Source organism: Labrenzia sp. ATLA3, assembly GCF_057180185.1.
Genome location: NZ_JBXUKV010000003.1, coordinates 38,650 through 52,990 on the forward strand (window position 1 = coordinate 38,650; position 14,341 = coordinate 52,990).

At 60.2% G+C, this 14,341-nt stretch carries 16 protein-coding genes; 10 read left to right on the top strand and 6 right to left on the bottom strand.

Translation table 11 applies throughout. The features are described 5' to 3' along the window. The first annotated feature begins 42 nt into the window (after positions 1 to 42). Entirely contained in the window at positions 43 to 837 is a 795-nt protein-coding gene (locus AC2A6O_RS08050; protein ID WP_498926396.1) for an alpha/beta fold hydrolase, read from the top strand. A 129-nt stretch (positions 838 to 966) separates the two neighbouring features. Next, a complete protein-coding gene (locus AC2A6O_RS08055; RefSeq protein ID WP_148583507.1) occupies positions 967 to 1,929 on the top strand; it encodes a hypothetical protein in 963 nt (320 codons plus the stop codon). Positions 1,930 to 2,009: 80 nt separating this feature from the next. Here AC2A6O_RS08055 and AC2A6O_RS08060 read toward each other — a convergent pair whose 3' ends face one another. Then, positions 2,010 to 3,194, bottom strand: coding sequence for an NAD(P)/FAD-dependent oxidoreductase (locus AC2A6O_RS08060; protein ID WP_498926397.1), 1,185 nt, complete (start codon positions 3,192 to 3,194; stop codon positions 2,010 to 2,012). A gap of 170 nt (positions 3,195 to 3,364) precedes the next feature. After that, positions 3,365 to 5,371 carry a methyl-accepting chemotaxis protein gene (locus AC2A6O_RS08065; RefSeq protein ID WP_498926398.1) on the bottom strand — a complete coding sequence of 669 codons (2,007 nt, stop codon included), beginning with the start codon at positions 5,369 to 5,371 and terminating at the stop codon, positions 3,365 to 3,367. A 258-nt stretch (positions 5,372 to 5,629) separates the two neighbouring features. Between AC2A6O_RS08065 and AC2A6O_RS08070 the strand changes: the two genes are divergently transcribed. Beyond that, entirely contained in the window at positions 5,630 to 6,505 is an 876-nt protein-coding gene (locus AC2A6O_RS08070) for a DMT family transporter (RefSeq protein WP_148583510.1), read from the top strand. A gap of 24 nt (positions 6,506 to 6,529) precedes the next feature. Here AC2A6O_RS08070 and AC2A6O_RS08075 read toward each other — a convergent pair whose 3' ends face one another. Next, positions 6,530 to 7,420: a YihY/virulence factor BrkB family protein gene (locus tag AC2A6O_RS08075; RefSeq protein WP_148583511.1), complete on the bottom strand. Its 891-nt coding sequence runs from the start codon at positions 7,418 to 7,420 to the stop codon at positions 6,530 to 6,532. A gap of 163 nt (positions 7,421 to 7,583) precedes the next feature. Between AC2A6O_RS08075 and AC2A6O_RS08080 the strand changes: the two genes are divergently transcribed. Then, complete coding sequence (locus AC2A6O_RS08080; protein ID WP_498926399.1) at positions 7,584 to 9,272, top strand: acyl-CoA dehydrogenase family protein; 1,689 nt, start codon at positions 7,584 to 7,586, stop codon at positions 9,270 to 9,272. A gap of 3 nt (positions 9,273 to 9,275) precedes the next feature. Here the strand turns inward: AC2A6O_RS08080 and AC2A6O_RS08085 are convergent, their stop codons facing one another. Then, positions 9,276 to 9,842 carry an MgtC/SapB family protein gene (locus tag AC2A6O_RS08085; protein WP_498926400.1) on the bottom strand — a complete coding sequence of 189 codons (567 nt, stop codon included), beginning with the start codon at positions 9,840 to 9,842 and terminating at the stop codon, positions 9,276 to 9,278. A gap of 88 nt (positions 9,843 to 9,930) precedes the next feature. Further along, the gene (locus AC2A6O_RS08090) at positions 9,931 to 10,362 is read right to left on the bottom strand and encodes a DUF4399 domain-containing protein (protein WP_148583513.1); all 432 of its coding nucleotides are present in this window, start codon (positions 10,360 to 10,362) and stop codon (positions 9,931 to 9,933) included. 205 nt (positions 10,363 to 10,567) lie between these two features. On the opposite strand from AC2A6O_RS08090, the gene AC2A6O_RS08095 reads away from it, so the two are divergent. Both AC2A6O_RS08095 and AC2A6O_RS08100 read left to right on the top strand, forming a co-directional pair. Further along, positions 10,568 to 11,020 carry a host attachment family protein gene (locus tag AC2A6O_RS08095; RefSeq protein WP_148583514.1) on the top strand — a complete coding sequence of 151 codons (453 nt, stop codon included), beginning with the start codon at positions 10,568 to 10,570 and terminating at the stop codon, positions 11,018 to 11,020. Positions 11,021 to 11,136: 116 nt separating this feature from the next. After that, a complete protein-coding gene (locus tag AC2A6O_RS08100; protein ID WP_498926401.1) occupies positions 11,137 to 11,724 on the top strand; it encodes an exopolysaccharide biosynthesis protein in 588 nt (195 codons plus the stop codon). Positions 11,725 to 11,741: 17 nt separating this feature from the next. On the opposite strand, the gene AC2A6O_RS08105 is transcribed toward AC2A6O_RS08100, so the two are convergent. Continuing rightward, positions 11,742 to 12,773, bottom strand: a complete 1,032-nt coding sequence (locus AC2A6O_RS08105) for a sodium:calcium antiporter (RefSeq protein ID WP_498926402.1) — start codon at positions 12,771 to 12,773, stop codon at positions 11,742 to 11,744. 114 nt (positions 12,774 to 12,887) lie between these two features. On the opposite strand from AC2A6O_RS08105, the gene AC2A6O_RS08110 reads away from it, so the two are divergent. From AC2A6O_RS08110 to AC2A6O_RS08125, 4 genes are all read left to right on the top strand, one after another. After that, a complete protein-coding gene (locus AC2A6O_RS08110) occupies positions 12,888 to 13,121 on the top strand; it encodes a hypothetical protein (protein WP_498926403.1) in 234 nt (77 codons plus the stop codon). Positions 13,122 to 13,310: 189 nt separating this feature from the next. Beyond that, a complete protein-coding gene (locus AC2A6O_RS08115) occupies positions 13,311 to 13,472 on the top strand; it encodes a hypothetical protein (RefSeq protein WP_153297096.1) in 162 nt (53 codons plus the stop codon). Positions 13,473 to 13,603: 131 nt separating this feature from the next. Then, complete coding sequence (locus AC2A6O_RS08120) at positions 13,604 to 13,852, top strand: hypothetical protein (protein ID WP_498926404.1); 249 nt, start codon at positions 13,604 to 13,606, stop codon at positions 13,850 to 13,852. A gap of 110 nt (positions 13,853 to 13,962) precedes the next feature. Further along, complete coding sequence (locus AC2A6O_RS08125) at positions 13,963 to 14,337, top strand: YkvA family protein (protein WP_148583519.1); 375 nt, start codon at positions 13,963 to 13,965, stop codon at positions 14,335 to 14,337. Positions 14,338 to 14,341 lie beyond the last annotated feature (4 nt).

A 14,341-nucleotide genomic window follows, 5' to 3' on the forward strand; every position in this document is an offset into this window, starting at 1 on the left:
CCTTCGGACAATTCCCCATTCCCTCGACAAGCAAAGACCGACATGACCGATTTACGTCCCGACGCCCCTTCCCACCTGCCCTTCAGAGACCAGGCTGCCACCGGTCCAGACGACGGCGCTCCGGTCGTGCTTCTGCATGGGTTCGGCGGCGACCGGCAGACGTGGCTCAACATCCAGACGGCGCTGGCCTCGAAGAAACGCTCCATAGCCTTCGACCTGCCGGGTCACGGCGAGGCTCTGGACTGGCCACGGATCGGCAACGCAGGCGTTTCCGCAAAGGCCGTTGGCCAGTCGCTCAAGGCGCTAGGCCTGACGGAGGTCCACCTCGTTGGTCATTCCATGGGCGGCGCGGTCGCCGCGCTGATTGCCCTGCGCAATCCTGAAATGGTCGCCAGTCTCACCTTGCTGGCACCAGGCGGTTTCGGCCAAGAGATCAACCACCGCCTGCTGCGCCGCTATGCGGCCGCAACCGATGCCGACACCATGGAAACCCTGCTCGAACAATTCTTCGGGTGGGAGTTCAAGCTGCCGAAATTCCTCGCCAGAACGGCTGCCGAAAGCCGCGCACGACCGGGAGCGGCGGTAACGCTGGAGGCAATCGCGGACGAGATCATCGACGGCAGCGTGCAAAGGACCCTGCCGCGCGACGAGCTGGCAGCCCTGCCCATGCCGATCAAGGTTCTCTGGGGCACGCAGGACCGCGTCCTGCCAACGCGCCAGGCCCACAAGCTGCCGGGCGTCGTTGCCACGCATATCTTCGAGCGAACCGGCCACATGCTGCATCTGGAACTGCCCAAGGAAGTGACCCGGCTCATCCTCCAGAACGCAGGGTGCTGAGCCAGGCCATCGTCCAGCCTCCAGAAATTTTCGCCATGATATGGCCCCCGGGCGCGGTTTGGGATAGGTAGCAGGCCGAAACCCGGCCAGCCAGTCGCCGGGGCCAGTTTGAACCGAGCCGGAGCGCGCATGTCAGCCGAATTGTCCTCAGCCAACGATGTCATCGTCACGGCGGTGTCAGGCTATGAGCCGAAACACATGGCTGCCTGGTACAATTCCCTGAAGGCAACGGGATATCGCGGCCGGACGGTCGCCGTGGCTTATGACGTCAGCGAAGCCCTCGTGGAGTACATGAAGCACATGGGCTCGCTCGTCATCACGTTCAATCATGACGCGGGCAAGAAGCGCTATTCCTACTCGCAGCTTCAGGAAGAGATCGCCGACCATTCCGATGGCGGCAAACTTTATACCGACAGGCGCTGGACCTGGAACAAGCGCTTCCTGCGCTTCAAGGACAAGATCTACGATCGGCGCTTCTTTCACGCCAGCCACCTGGTGAAACAGCGTCTCGATGCAATTGGCGAGCCCGTGCGTTTCGTCGCCTTCTCGGATGCCCGGGACGTGGTCTTCCAGTCAGATCCATTTGCCTGGATGGAAGATAATCTTGCTCCCGCCAAAGATCTGCTGATCGGCGAGGAAAGCATCACCCATGAAGATCCCTGGAACCGTCGGAACGTTCTGAAAACCTATGGTCGCCATGCCTATGATCGTGTGGCCAAGGTTCCCGTATGCTGCGCGGGCTATTTCGCAGGCCGCTATGAGGCCATGATGGATTTCATGCTGGCGGTCTACTATTTCGACCAGACAAAACGCAGTGGCGATCAGGCCGCCTTCAACCAGCTTCTGACCTTTTGCGGCTGGAAGGAAAAGGCAGAGAAGGTGAACTGGCAGGTTCCCTGGCTGCTGCATGCGGTCAGTGCGAACGTCGGCCCGAATGCGCCGGGTTTCTGCATGCCGAGGGAAACCGCACCGGTGTTCGAGGACGGCTTGGTCAAGACCTTCGACAAGCAGCCCTACGCGATCGTCCACCAGTACGACCGCAACGAGGACATGACCGCCTATTTCCTGGAGAAATTCGGCAAGGTCGAATAATCGGCGCTATCGGCCGCGGGCAGTGAGACCACCTGGATCCCAGGCCCGCCGCCTCCGTCAATCCTTTCAGACCGGGGAGCTCAGGCCTCCGGCAGCAGATCGTCGCGCCATTGCTCGCCGACGACCCGGCGGGCCATCATGTGCGAACGCGGCGAATTGATGCTGTCGACAGCAATCAGCCGGCCGTCCTGCAGATAGGCAACATAGAACTTGTTGTTCTCAGTCGACCCCACGACGCGGATATCGTCATAGCCTTCCGACAGACCCGCGATCTGCAGCTTGATGTCATACTGATCGGACCAGAACCACGGCAGCGGATCGTAATCGACCTCGTGCCCCAGAAGGGCCTGGGCAACCGCCTTGGCCTGGTCGATCGCATTGTGCACGCTTTCCATGCGAACCGAGCGCTGGTAGCGATTGGAGTAAAAGCGCGTGCAGTCGCCTGCGGCAAAGATGTCCGGATCGCTGGTCTGGCCGCAGCCATCCACCAGAATCCCGTTGTCGACCTCCAGGCCGGCTTCGGCGGCAAGGTGATCATTGGGCTCGGCGCCAACGGCAACCAGCACCAGCCCGGCCGGAACCGTCTCTCCCGTCGACAACCGCACACCGGTGACGCTGTCACCGCCCTCGATTGCCTCAATGCCCGTGTTGAGAAGCAGGTTGATCCCATGCCCCTTGTGCAGGCCGGAGAAATAGTCGGACACGGCCTGGCTTACCACACGCTTCATCGGACGGTCCTGCGCCTCGATGACCGTGACCGACTTGCCGAGGGTCTTGGCGACGGCGGCAACTTCCAGACCGATATAGCCTGCACCGATGATGGCAACCTGGCTGTTCGTCTGCAGGATCTCCCGAATCTTGTCGACATCGGCAATCGAACGCAGGGTGACCACGCCCTTCTTGTCGGCACCGTCCAGTTTCAGCATACGGGCGTTGGTACCGGTCGTCAGAACCAGCTTGCCATAGGATAGCGTGTCACCGTTCGCCAGGGTCAGCCGTTTGGCGCCCCGGTCGATGGCAACGACTCTCGTGTTGGGAATATGGTCGATGTTGTTGGTCGTGAAGAAAGCCGGCGGGCGCAACCACAGGCCTTCGGCGCCGATCTCCCCGGCCAGAAATTTCTTGGAAAGGGGCGGGCGTTGATACGGAGGATGCGGTTCGTCGCCGATCAGGCGCAACGGCCCCTCGAATCCACCCTGCCGCAGGGACTGAGCGACCTGGGCTCCGGCTTGTCCTGCTCCGATGATGACGATGTCTTCCTGCATTCCGCTTCGCCCTCTTTGCGCTTGGCCGGTCCGGCGGAGTGCATGCCGGCCGATTGTTTGTGTGCATGGCTAGCACGAAGAAACGCGGGCCGCCAGAATGGCGAAACGCCGCGTCGGGTTCGACACGGCGTTTTTGTGATTTTCTGCGCTTGAGGCGAAGCAGTTCGGGCTCAGGCGCTGCGCACGCCTTGCAGGAATTCGGCAACTTCCTGCCGGATCAAGGCCCCCTGCTCGCCCAGCGATTCCGCAAGCTGTTCCACCTCGGAACCATTGCAACGCGCAATCTCGGCCGCTGAGCCGACAGCCTCCATGCTCGAAACCCCCTGTTCTGAGCGGGCGGAGGCACTGGACACATTCTGCGAGATCGCCTGAACGGCTTCGTCCTGCTGCTGCACCGCGGCCGAAACGGCCGAAGCCAGGCCTTCCATGTCGGAGATGATCCGGTTGACGTCCTCGATAGCCTGAACCGCCTGACCCGAAGATCCCTGGATGGCCTCAATCTGGATGGCGATATCCTCGGTGGCTTTTGAGGTCTGGTCGGCAAGCTGTTTCACTTCGGCGGCAACCACCGCAAAGCCTTTGCCGGCTTCACCCGCGCGGGCGGCCTCGATGGTCGCGTTCAGTGCCAGCAGGTTGGTTTGATCGGCAATATCGCGGATCAGCCCCATGACCTCGCCGATCCGGTCGGCCGCGCTGGACAGTTGCTGCATGGTGGCCACGGTGGAAGACGCACTCTGCACCGCCTGCTGCGCCACTTCGGTGGATTTGTTGGCCTGCCCCGCAATCTCGGCGATGGACGCGGCAAGCTCTTCTGCCGAATGCGCGGCGGAGGTGACGTTTTCCGCAGCCGTGCGCACGGCCCCGGCGGCCTCTCCGGACTGGGTGGCAACATCGTCGGCCGACTGTTCCATAGACTGGGAGGTCTGGCGCAACTCATCGTTGGCCCGGTCGAGACTGTTCAGCGCGGAAGACACTGTGCCTTCGAACCGGCCGATTAGCGCATCGAGACGGGCAACGCGCTCTTCGCGCCGGCGGTTTTCCTGATCCTGGGCCGATGCAAGCTCTGCCCGCTCCACAGCATTGTCGCGGAAGACCTGAACGGTCCGGCTCATGGAGGCCAGCTCGGTGTTGCCGTGATCGTCCGGCAGGTCGAGGTCGGTCTGGCCACTGGCAAGTGCCTCCATGGCCGACTGCAGCCGCGCCAGCGGACGCGCCACCGATTGACCGATCACAAGAGCGATGGCCGGAAGCAGCACAAGCAGGACCAGGATAGTCCCGCCGATTGCGTAGGTTGCGATAGCCCGGGCTGTCTCAAGCTGCTCGGCGGCTTCTGCCTGGATCCTCTTTGCGGCAGCGCTCAGGGCGTCAACATGCGGCGGAACAAGTTCAAACAGGCTTCCCAAAAGCTCCGAATGTTCGCTCCGCTCCTTCTTGGTGGCGGTGTAGTCGTCAAAAGTCGTCTTGTATTTGGCCATGTTTTCGGCCAGCTCCGCCTTGACGGCGTTGGACATGTACACTTTCTGCAAGAACTCTTCGAAGGCGGTGTACTCGCTTTGAAATGCCTCCTGCGCGGCCTCTGTGTTGGCGAGTGTGAACTCCCTTTCGGCCAGTTGTACGGCCAGAATGGCGCGGGCCAGCTTCTCGAAATCCGGCCCACCGCCGAACTTCATCTCTTCCGACAGGCGATGCTTGAACGCCCCGGCGTAATCGTTGAGCGCCGCCAGATAGCCCTGCGTCGCGTCATATCCGATCTTCTGCTGTGCCGCGTCGAGCATTTCGAAAGCACCCCGAGTACCTTCCAGCGTATCCCTGACATCGGCAATCTCTGCGGCATAGGCGGCCGCCGCGGGATTGGTCGAGACCGTCTGAAGAACCACGCCGGCTTCGTCGAGCTTGACGTTGAAGCTCTGGAACGTCTCGACAGACGGTTTGCTGAGGTAACGCTCTTCAATCGCACGCAGTGTCGCGGCGCCTTCCGACAAAGTACTGACCTGCTCAGCCAGTTCCGAACTGCTGCTCATACGGGCGAAGGCTGAATTCAACTCCCCCTGGCTCCAGAAGAAGACGCCGCCGATGGCCAACAGCCCGACAATGGTGAAAAGACTCAGGGCCAGGATTCGGGCCTTGACGGACAGGTTTGAGAATAATTGAAAAGACGATTGAGATCTGACGTCCACCAGCGTATGTCCTCTGGACCAACGGATGGGCCATCGCCATCGATGTTTGCATCCACATGTTGATCGATCTGAAAGTGTCCACGCACTTTGTCTACGCTTGTTTTCCCGTAGGGTGAGCAAACACTTATGTTTGCGCGTAAGTTACGATTATAAGTGCCAATTTACGGTTAACATGCCCGTAAACACTGCCGAACCGACGTTAACCTAGGTGTGGACCCTTAACTCTCGTCATCTTCGACATCGTCACTGAGGCTGCAATTGAATCTCCTCGCCAGAGCCGCACCGGCCATTTTTGTTCTTCTGTGGTCAACGGGCTTCGTCGGGTCGAAACTCGGCGCACCCTACATTGAACCCATGGTGTTTTTGACCGTACGCTTCGCTGCGGTGCTGCCGGTGCTTGTCCTGCTGGCAATCGTCCTGTCGAAGTCCTGGCCGAAAACGCCCGCCACAATTCTCCACTGCATCTTCACCGGCATGCTGGTTCACGGAATATATCTTGCCGGCGTGTTCTGGGCGATAAAGCAAGGCATGCCGGCTGGTGCATCTTCGATCATCGTCGGTCTTCAGCCCGTGACGACCGCCCTGATTGCGGTCGCGATGGTTGGAGAAAGCATTTCCCGCAGGCATTGGCTCGCGATGGCTATCGGCGCCATCGGCCTTGCATTCGTTCTTGGCCCGAAACTTGACCTGGCCGGATCGGGCATCACGCCTGTGACGATTTTCGTCGTTCTGCTTTCCGTGGTGGCTATCAGTCTGGGGACCGTCTACCAGAAGCGCTTCGTGCAGCAGACCGACCTCATGTCGGCAACCGTCTGGCAATACGTCGGCGCTCTTCTGGTCACGATCCCCCTCAGCCTTACGGAAAGCTGGCAGATCACCTGGTCGGGTGAACTGATTTTCGCAATGACCTGGCTTGTGCTCGTCCTGTCGGTCGGCGCGATACTGCTGCTGATGCTGCTGATCCGCGAAGGCGCTGTCTCCCAGGTCGCCAGCCTGTTCTATCTGGTGCCCGTGGCAACAGCGGTGGAAAGCTATTTTCTCTTTGAAGAATCTCTTTCACCCATGCAGATCGCCGGCATGGTTCTGGTGATCAGCGCGGTTTTGACCATCCGCAAGCGGCCTGCAAAAAGTTAGAGCCGGCTTACTGCAAATCCGCGGTCAGGCTTCGGTTTCCAGCGCCAGTGCAAGCTGCTCCTGACGGCGGCGCCAAAAGCGCCGCTGGCGGGCAATCGCGGCATTGAGCTCGCCCCCCAGAATGAACACCAGCGAGCAGATATAGAGAAAAATCAGCGCGGTCATGATCCCCGCCAGACCGCCGTAGGTGGACACGTAATTGGCAAAGCTGGCGAGATAGGCACCGAAGGCGCTGCCTGCGATGATCCACATGAACAAAGTTGCGAACACTCCCGGCCAAAGATCGCGGAAGGTGCGATGCCCCGCCGGCAACAGCCAGTGGGTAATAAACAGGCCGATGATGAGCAGCGATCCCGCCAGTGTGTATCGGGCGACGTTGATGGACAGCAGGAAGGTCTCGATCTGCGGCACCACAACCTTCAGCCCCTCGATGGCGAGCGGCGCCAGAATCACCAGAAACGTGTAGGAAAGCAGGATAGCGGCCCCCAGCAGCACAAGCCCGATCGACTGCAGCCGCAACAGCACGAAGGAGCGGTGTTCATGCTGCCGGTAGGCCCGGTTGAGCGCGGTGCGCAGCGCCTCCACCCCGTTGGAGGAAAACCACAGGGCGGCAACGGCACCGAACGTCACGAGGTCGCCGCGGCGAATGGTCAGGACGTTCTGGATTTCCTGCACGACCGGTGAGGCGACACTTTTCGGCCAGGCGTCGAACAACAGTTCCGACACCGTATCGGCAGCTCCGTTCATTCCCAGAAAGGCCGCCAGAGAGGCGATGAAGATCAAGAGCGGAAAGATGGCCATCAACCCCGACAGCGCCACGTGACTGGCCATTGCAAAGCCGTCGTCACGGGCGAAGTGACCTATGGCGTCTTTCAGCACGGCATAGATCAAGAAAACTGTCTGTCTTGCGCTCATGGTTCATGATGTGGCCCGCGCCGGCGCAATTCGTCAAGTCTGGGTGGCGAAAACCGCATCCTCCAAAAGGTCTATAAATTCAGGCTCGACAAATGAGGGTGTGCAACGCAACATAGCTTCAACAAGAAGCGCTGCTGCGCAACAAATGAAAACGGAGACCGCCATGCCAACCGCAGCCATGCCAGCCGCAGACACACCCGCAAGCCTGAGCGAGCGTACGGAAGCCGCTGTCGCTACGCTTGACCATCTGCTCAATCTTGCAGCGCAGCGGGTGCGCGCCCGCGTGAGCGAAGACGGCCGTATCTCCTCCCGGCGGATGGAAGAAGAACAACGGGCAACGCACGGCCTGGCCTGGTTCGCAACCTATGTGGAATCCCTACGCCAACTGGATGCCTATGCGAAACGGCTGAGTTCCGAGGGCCGCTACGGCACTCTTGAAGACCAGATCGTCCAGCTGGGATTTGCGGAATTCCTGGCTCAGATCTTCGGTGGCATTCCCATGAATCAGGGCGAAATCGTGCGCCTGCCGGATCTGGGCGTCTCGAGCCAAGAAGCGCTGGATTTTCAGACAGCGGAGATTCTGTCTCTGATCGAAAGTGGAAGCCGGCCGGAGATCCGCAGCGAAATCACGCGCCTGATCCGCGACCAGGCCGGTCATTCCACCTTCGGCGACCCGGGTCTCGACGAGACCATGGAGCAGATCCGCAACGAAATGCGGCGCTTCGCGGAGGACAACGTCGTTCCCAACGCCCATGATTGGCACCTGAAGAACGACTACATCCCGCTAGAGATCATCGAGCAGATGTCCGAACTCGGCGTGTTCGGTCTCACCATTCCCGAGGAATACGGCGGCCTCGGGCTTGGCAAGGAGGCGATGTGCGTGGTCTCCGAAGAACTTTCCCGCGCCTACATCGGTGTCGGGTCACTTGGCACACGGTCGGAAATCGCGGCGGAACTTATCCTGTGCGGCGGCACCGAAGAGCAGAAGCAGCATTGGCTGCCGAAGATCGCCTCCGGCGAGATCCTGCCGACAGCCGTCTTCACCGAACCCAACACCGGCTCCGACCTGGCCTCCCTGAAGACCCGCGCCGTGAAGGATGGAGACGTCTGGAAGGTGTCGGGCAACAAGACCTGGATCACCCATCCGGTTCGCGCCGATATCATGACCCTGCTGGCGCGCACGAACCCGGAAGAGCCCGGATACAAGGGCCTGTCGATGTTCATCGCGGAAAAGCCGCGCGGCACCGACGAGGAGCCCTTCCCGGCGGAAGGCATGAGCGGCGGCGAGATCGAGGTGCTCGGCTACCGGGGCATGAAGGAATACGAAATTGCTTTCGACGGCTTTGAGGTGAAGGGCGAAAACCTGCTCGGGCAGGTCGAGGGCGAAGGCTTCAAACAGCTTATGCAGACCTTCGAGGGCGCCCGCATCCAGACTGCCGCCCGCGCGTTGGGCGTCGCCCAGTGTGCGCTGGACCTCGGGCTGAAATATGCGGAAGAACGTGTGCAGTTCGGCAAGGAGCTGGTCAACTTCCCGCGTGTTGCCGACAAACTGGCCATGATGACGACCGAACTGATGATTGCACGACAGCTCACCTATTTCTCGTCCTGGCAGAAGGATTCCGGCAAGCGCTGCGATCTGGAAGCTGGAATGGCAAAGCTGCTCGGAGCCCGCGTTGCCTGGGCGGCGGCGGACAATGCGCTGCAGATCCATGGCGGCAACGGTTTTGCGCTGGAATACGCGATTTCCCGCGTCCTGTGCGATGCCCGCATCCTGAACATTTTCGAAGGCGCGGCCGAAATTCAGGCGCAGGTCATAGCCCGCCGCCTGCTGGAGACGCGCGGAAACGCCTGATATTCAGCGCACCGCACGTTCGCCTGCAGGCGTTTCGGCCTGCGAATGGCGATCCCTGTCTGATCCCTTGTCCGGGGCACTGCCCCGGACAAGGGGACCGAGTGAGCCTTGCACACGGCCGATGACCGCCAGGACAATCACCACCATGAGTGTTGCAAGGCCAGCTAGTCCGATCTGACCGACGCCACAGGCCGTACCGATCGCGCCGGCAAGCCACATGGATGCACCGGTGGTGACATTCTTGACCGAACCGTTGCGGGAAAAGATCAGACCGGCAGAGAGAAAGGCGACGCCAGCGGTGACCGCTTCGACCAGGCGGAGCGGATCCACGTTGACATTGCTCGCCCCGGAAAAGGGAAGATCGGCAAGTTCCTGACTGATCAGGAGAAACAGGCACGAAGCAAACGCGATCAGCATGTGGGTCCTGAGCCCGGCATCCTTACCGCGCTCTTCGCGCTCGAACCCGATGACACCGCCCAGAACAATAGCCGCAATCATCCGCAAAACCAGCACGTCCAGAGGCACCGCTCCGAACCCGAGGTCCATCTCAGCGACAAGCCGGTCTACCATGGTCGTTCCTTGTTGCGGGTCAGTCAGCATGAGAGAGCAACGCCGCAACAAGGTGTTCGTTCCGGAAAACTACCGGTGCTGGCAGCCCCTATTCGACGGTAACAGTGATCTTTTCGGACATCACCGGCGGGTTGTGCGGAATGTGCGACCAGTCGCCCAGAACAAGTTGCAACGTGTGCGTGCCTGCCGGAAGCTCGATGGTGGTTTCCGTCTGCCCGCCGCCAAAATGCCTGTGGTTGTCATCGGCCGGAATGGGTTCGTTGAGCTCCTCACCCTCAAGGCTGTCATCGATAATCAGATGATGATGACCGGTGTTTTCCTTTTCCGTACCAGCCGGTGCGACACCCATGCCGGCAAGGCCAAACTTGATGTTGACCGGATTTTTGACGGTATCGCCGTCTTTCATATTGATGAAATAGAGCTTCACGCCGTCCGGCGCCGGCGTTTCCCCAGCCTGGGCCGCAACACTGGCGAGGCCGAACACGGCGGCAGCTGCAAACCCGATTGCAAGTTTCTTCATGGTTTTTTCCTTTCAAGAACGGATTGCGTGATTGGTCCGTATGACCTTTTTCAAATAGGGCGTAACAGCAGTCACCGTAAGCCCCGTTCCGCCTTTCCCGCGCAGGTCGTCTTATCACGCGTCCAAATTGTCACAGGCATTCGCAGGAACGCTTCCGGCAGTTCGGCGTTTTCAGATAACGAACCCAAAACTGCAGGAGTGCGACATGAAGGATTCGATCCGACTGAAACATGATGGCTGGGTGGTCGTCGCCGACGGCTCCAAGGCACTTTTCCTGACCAATGCTGGCACGGCGCAGCATCCCAACCTTACGGTGTTCCGGAAGGAAACGCAGGACAACCCGCCCAATCGCGAACAGACGTCAGACCGCCCCGGGCGCATGAGCGATGGCCCCCAGGGGCATCGCAGCGCCGTACAGGAAGCTGACTGGCACGCACTTGCGGAAGACGATTTTGCCACTGACCTTGCCGACTTGCTCTACAAGCGCGCGCACAAGGGCAAATTCGACGAGATCGTGCTGGTTGCCGCACCTTCGGTTCTTGGGCAGGTTCGCAAACACCTTCACAAGGAAGTCAGCGACCGCATCGTTGCGGAAATCGACAAGGATCTGACCAACCATCCCGTCGACCGCATCGAAAAGCTTGTTTTTGGCGGATAGCCCCAAACCCGGCTGACTACGGACACGCTGCCCGGCAAACTCAGGCCGGGCGGCAAACGGTCCGCCGCAGCGACATCGCTGCCGAACAGATCTCCCCCACCCGAACAGGAAAGACGATGACCGCTGATCCGGACACGGACCGGCCCCTGACATCGATTATCGACCGGGTCGCAGAAATCACGAGAGAGGGCCCGGTCTCGCTGGATCGCGTCGTCGGCGCATTCGAGCACGCCGGATTTGCAGCGATGCTGCTCGTGCCCGCGGCAGCGGTCGTGACCCCGCTGAGCGGCATTCCCCTGTTCTCAAGTCTGTGCGGAGTGACCATCTGCCTGATCGCGGCGCAGTGGCTGCTGAAACGTGACCGGATCTGGCTACCAACCTGGCTGGGCCGGCAGAGCCTTGAGGGCGACAAGGTGCGGCTGGCAATGCTCAAGTTGCGGCCTGCCGCCCGATGGCTGGACGACCATTCCAGAAAGCGGGCCCGGTTTCTTTTCCGGCAACCGATGCGGGCCCTGTTACCGGTCGCCTGCCTCATGTTCGGCGCCCTGATGCCTCTTCTGGAGCTGGTGCCATTTTCATCATCGCTTCTGGGCGCGGCGGTCTGCCTGATTGCTGTCTCGCTCCTGACGCGGGATGGGCTGTTCGCCCTGATTGCGCTTCTGCCCGTCGCGGCCGTCGCCTGGGCGTTGACTGTCTTGCTGTAACCGCTTCGGTTGACGAATCAACCCAGTGCCTGCAGGGCGATTGCACCGCCATAGATGCCGAGCAGGCTGACACTTTCAAACCCGATCCCGCCTGGGCCGGACTTCTGGCGCACAAGCAACCCCAGAAGAAGGATCGCGGTCATCACCAGCCCGATTGCCAGCCAGAAATAATCCTGCGAGGAGACGGCCTGATACAACGAGCCGTCGCGATACGCGATATCCGAGAGGGTGAGAAACAGCGTATCGAAGGTGTTGCCGCCCACAATGCCGCCGATGGCGAGCTGCAAGGCACCCCGATGCACAGCAGCGAGCGTCGTCACCAGCTCGGGCAGCGACGTGACGACGGCGGTCATCAACGCTCCGACCAGAGACGCATTGAGATTGAAGCGGTCCGTCAGCTCACCGGCCACCTCGGCCAGAACCCATCCCATGGACGCAAGAACAAGCATCAACCCTGAAAAACCGGCAATCAGCCACATGTTGCCGTGCAGATCCTGTTCCGCCTCATCCGGGCTGTCCGGATGCGTCTCGGACGTATGCACTGCCTGCCACATGGGCTGTTGATGCACGCGCCGTTGCGCCATCAGACCGCCAAAGTAGACAACGACCAACGCATAGGAAGCCGGATGAACGCCGAGGAACGTGATTTCCGGAGTGGTGTAGGCAACCAATGGTATTGCCAGCAACAGCACCAGAAGAGCGCATTGAAAAAGATTGGAGACATCCGCGGCGACATGCTCCAGGTTCGCGCGCCGGTAGACGATATCGGCAATAGCCAGAAAGGCTGTCTGTGCAGCAATTCCACCCACACCATTCGAAAAAGCCAAAGACGCACGACCGTCCAGAGCCGACGTCACTGACACAACGGTGCCGGCAAGAGACGTCGCGGCCCCCAGCAAAACACCGCCGACAAGCGCCTCGCCCAGACCGGTCCGGTCGGCGATGCGGTCGGCCTGCCCCGTAAGGCGAATGCCGCTCACCAGAATGACGCCTCCCGCGCCAGCGAAAATCGCTAGCAAGACCCACAACGGCAGACTGTCGAAACTCATATGAACGGTGTCTCCCTTGAGATGCACGGACGTCTGGGTGGTCGACTTGGGGGGTAGCCCCTGAGGCAAACGGTTGCCGCGATCTGAAGTTCCCTCAGGGAACGATCTGACGCCTTGTGCGTTTACGAAGCGATGCGGTCTGCAATGCAGGCTGCCAGATGGCAATATCGCGAGGTAGTGACGATGATCTATCACGGCTTTAATGACGATGCGGACAGGCACCTTGCCATACTGCGTGAACGGATCAGGGACAGGGAGGCTTCCAGTTGGAAACAACTGGCACTTGGCTTCGGTTTCACCGGCGTCATTTTTTCGCTGCTCGCTCTGATTTTCCTGATGTCCTACTGACCGCATAGCGTGCGCCACTTGCGGCTCCTGGACTTGAAAATCCAATGTGAGCGCATCGCGCAGGCCGCAGGACAGACGTGGCGCCAGGTGCTTTCGCAAAGTCGATGCACCGGGAGAGGCTGACCGGTAGAGCGCTGAGCCGAAGACGCCTTCGGCGATTGCCAACCCCTTGAACCAATTGAGGAAGATATGTCTTATAATGATCGTGCAGAAGCACAGGACGAAAAGGTCGTACTGAAGGAGAACGAGGCCAAGCAGGGCCTTGAACTTGGCGAGATGCGCTATGTCCTGGCCATCGGAACGGCAGGTGCTGTGGCCGCGTTGGCGGTTGCTGGGTACGTTTTTCTGTAAGGCACCATTTGTGGAACATTCATGCCCGCATCAGTGCGGCGAGTGAGAAATGAACAATCGCGGGCCCCTTCGGCCTGCGGCCATCCACAATACGATCGCCCCGATTGCCTGTTACACCAGGAGTATCCATCATGACCGACACGACCAACGAAGTTATTGCCCATATTCTGAAGGACGACACACGCAGCAAGAACGAGCGGGTCGAAGAACTTCTTAAAATGCGTGAAGATGCCCGGGCCCTTCAGCGAGCTGCAACGGAAAGCCCGATGGGCAGCGATACGCCCGACACCTCCGGCCTTCGGGAAATCGACCGTGCGCTGGAACGCCTTGGCCAGACCGACCCGGCAGAGGCGGAGGAAAACAGCGCCGCAACGCTCTAAGTCACGTGTCCTCGAGCACACCTGCATCTCCGGCGCAGGTGTGCTCAAAGTTGAATAGCACGGGCACCAAGCCTATCTTTACCAAAGGGACAACCATCACAGGCGGCACGATGAGCACCACCTTTGAAGACCTTGGCTTCGACCCCGAGATCCTCGGACCGGAAGAAGAGCAGAAGAAAACGATCCGGCAGAAGCTGATGTCGACAGCCCGAAAGGCTGCGCGCCAGGTGCCCTTCATGGAAGATGTGGTGGCCGGTTATTTCTGCGCGCTCGATCACACGACGCCCAGCAAGGTGCGCGCGACGCTGTTGGCTTCACTGGCGTATTTTGTGCTTCCTCTGGATACGATCCCCGATTTTCTGATCGGCATCGGCTTTGGCGATGATGCCACCGTGCTTCTGGCCGCAATTGCGATGATCCGCAGCCACATCCGGCCGGAACACTATGAAGCGGCGAAGGAAGCTTTGAGAGACGGCGAAATCTGACTGT

What these genes read in the sequence shown, in the direction of transcription:
- AC2A6O_RS08050 (WP_498926396.1), top strand. Translation starts at nt 43, where the DNA reads ATGACCGATTTACGTCCCGACGCCCCTTCCCACCTGCCCTTCAGAGAC.
- AC2A6O_RS08120 (WP_498926404.1), top strand. Translation starts at nt 13,604, where the DNA reads ATGACCGACACGACCAACGAAGTTATTGCCCATATTCTGAAGGACGAC.
- AC2A6O_RS08100 (WP_498926401.1), top strand. Translation starts at nt 11,137, where the DNA reads ATGACCGCTGATCCGGACACGGACCGGCCCCTGACATCGATTATCGAC.
- AC2A6O_RS08115 (WP_153297096.1), top strand. Translation starts at nt 13,311, where the DNA reads ATGTCTTATAATGATCGTGCAGAAGCACAGGACGAAAAGGTCGTACTG.
- AC2A6O_RS08075 (WP_148583511.1), bottom strand. Translation starts at nt 7,420, where the DNA reads ATGAGCGCAAGACAGACAGTTTTCTTGATCTATGCCGTGCTGAAAGAC.
- AC2A6O_RS08085 (WP_498926400.1), bottom strand. Translation starts at nt 9,842, where the DNA reads ATGGTAGACCGGCTTGTCGCTGAGATGGACCTCGGGTTCGGAGCGGTG.
- AC2A6O_RS08060 (WP_498926397.1), bottom strand. Translation starts at nt 3,194, where the DNA reads ATGCAGGAAGACATCGTCATCATCGGAGCAGGACAAGCCGGAGCCCAG.
- AC2A6O_RS08125 (WP_148583519.1), top strand. Translation starts at nt 13,963, where the DNA reads ATGAGCACCACCTTTGAAGACCTTGGCTTCGACCCCGAGATCCTCGGA.
- AC2A6O_RS08105 (WP_498926402.1), bottom strand. Translation starts at nt 12,773, where the DNA reads ATGAGTTTCGACAGTCTGCCGTTGTGGGTCTTGCTAGCGATTTTCGCT.
- AC2A6O_RS08095 (WP_148583514.1), top strand. Translation starts at nt 10,568, where the DNA reads ATGAAGGATTCGATCCGACTGAAACATGATGGCTGGGTGGTCGTCGCC.
- AC2A6O_RS08090 (WP_148583513.1), bottom strand. Translation starts at nt 10,362, where the DNA reads ATGAAGAAACTTGCAATCGGGTTTGCAGCTGCCGCCGTGTTCGGCCTC.
- AC2A6O_RS08055 (WP_148583507.1), top strand. Translation starts at nt 967, where the DNA reads ATGTCAGCCGAATTGTCCTCAGCCAACGATGTCATCGTCACGGCGGTG.
- AC2A6O_RS08080 (WP_498926399.1), top strand. Translation starts at nt 7,584, where the DNA reads ATGCCAACCGCAGCCATGCCAGCCGCAGACACACCCGCAAGCCTGAGC.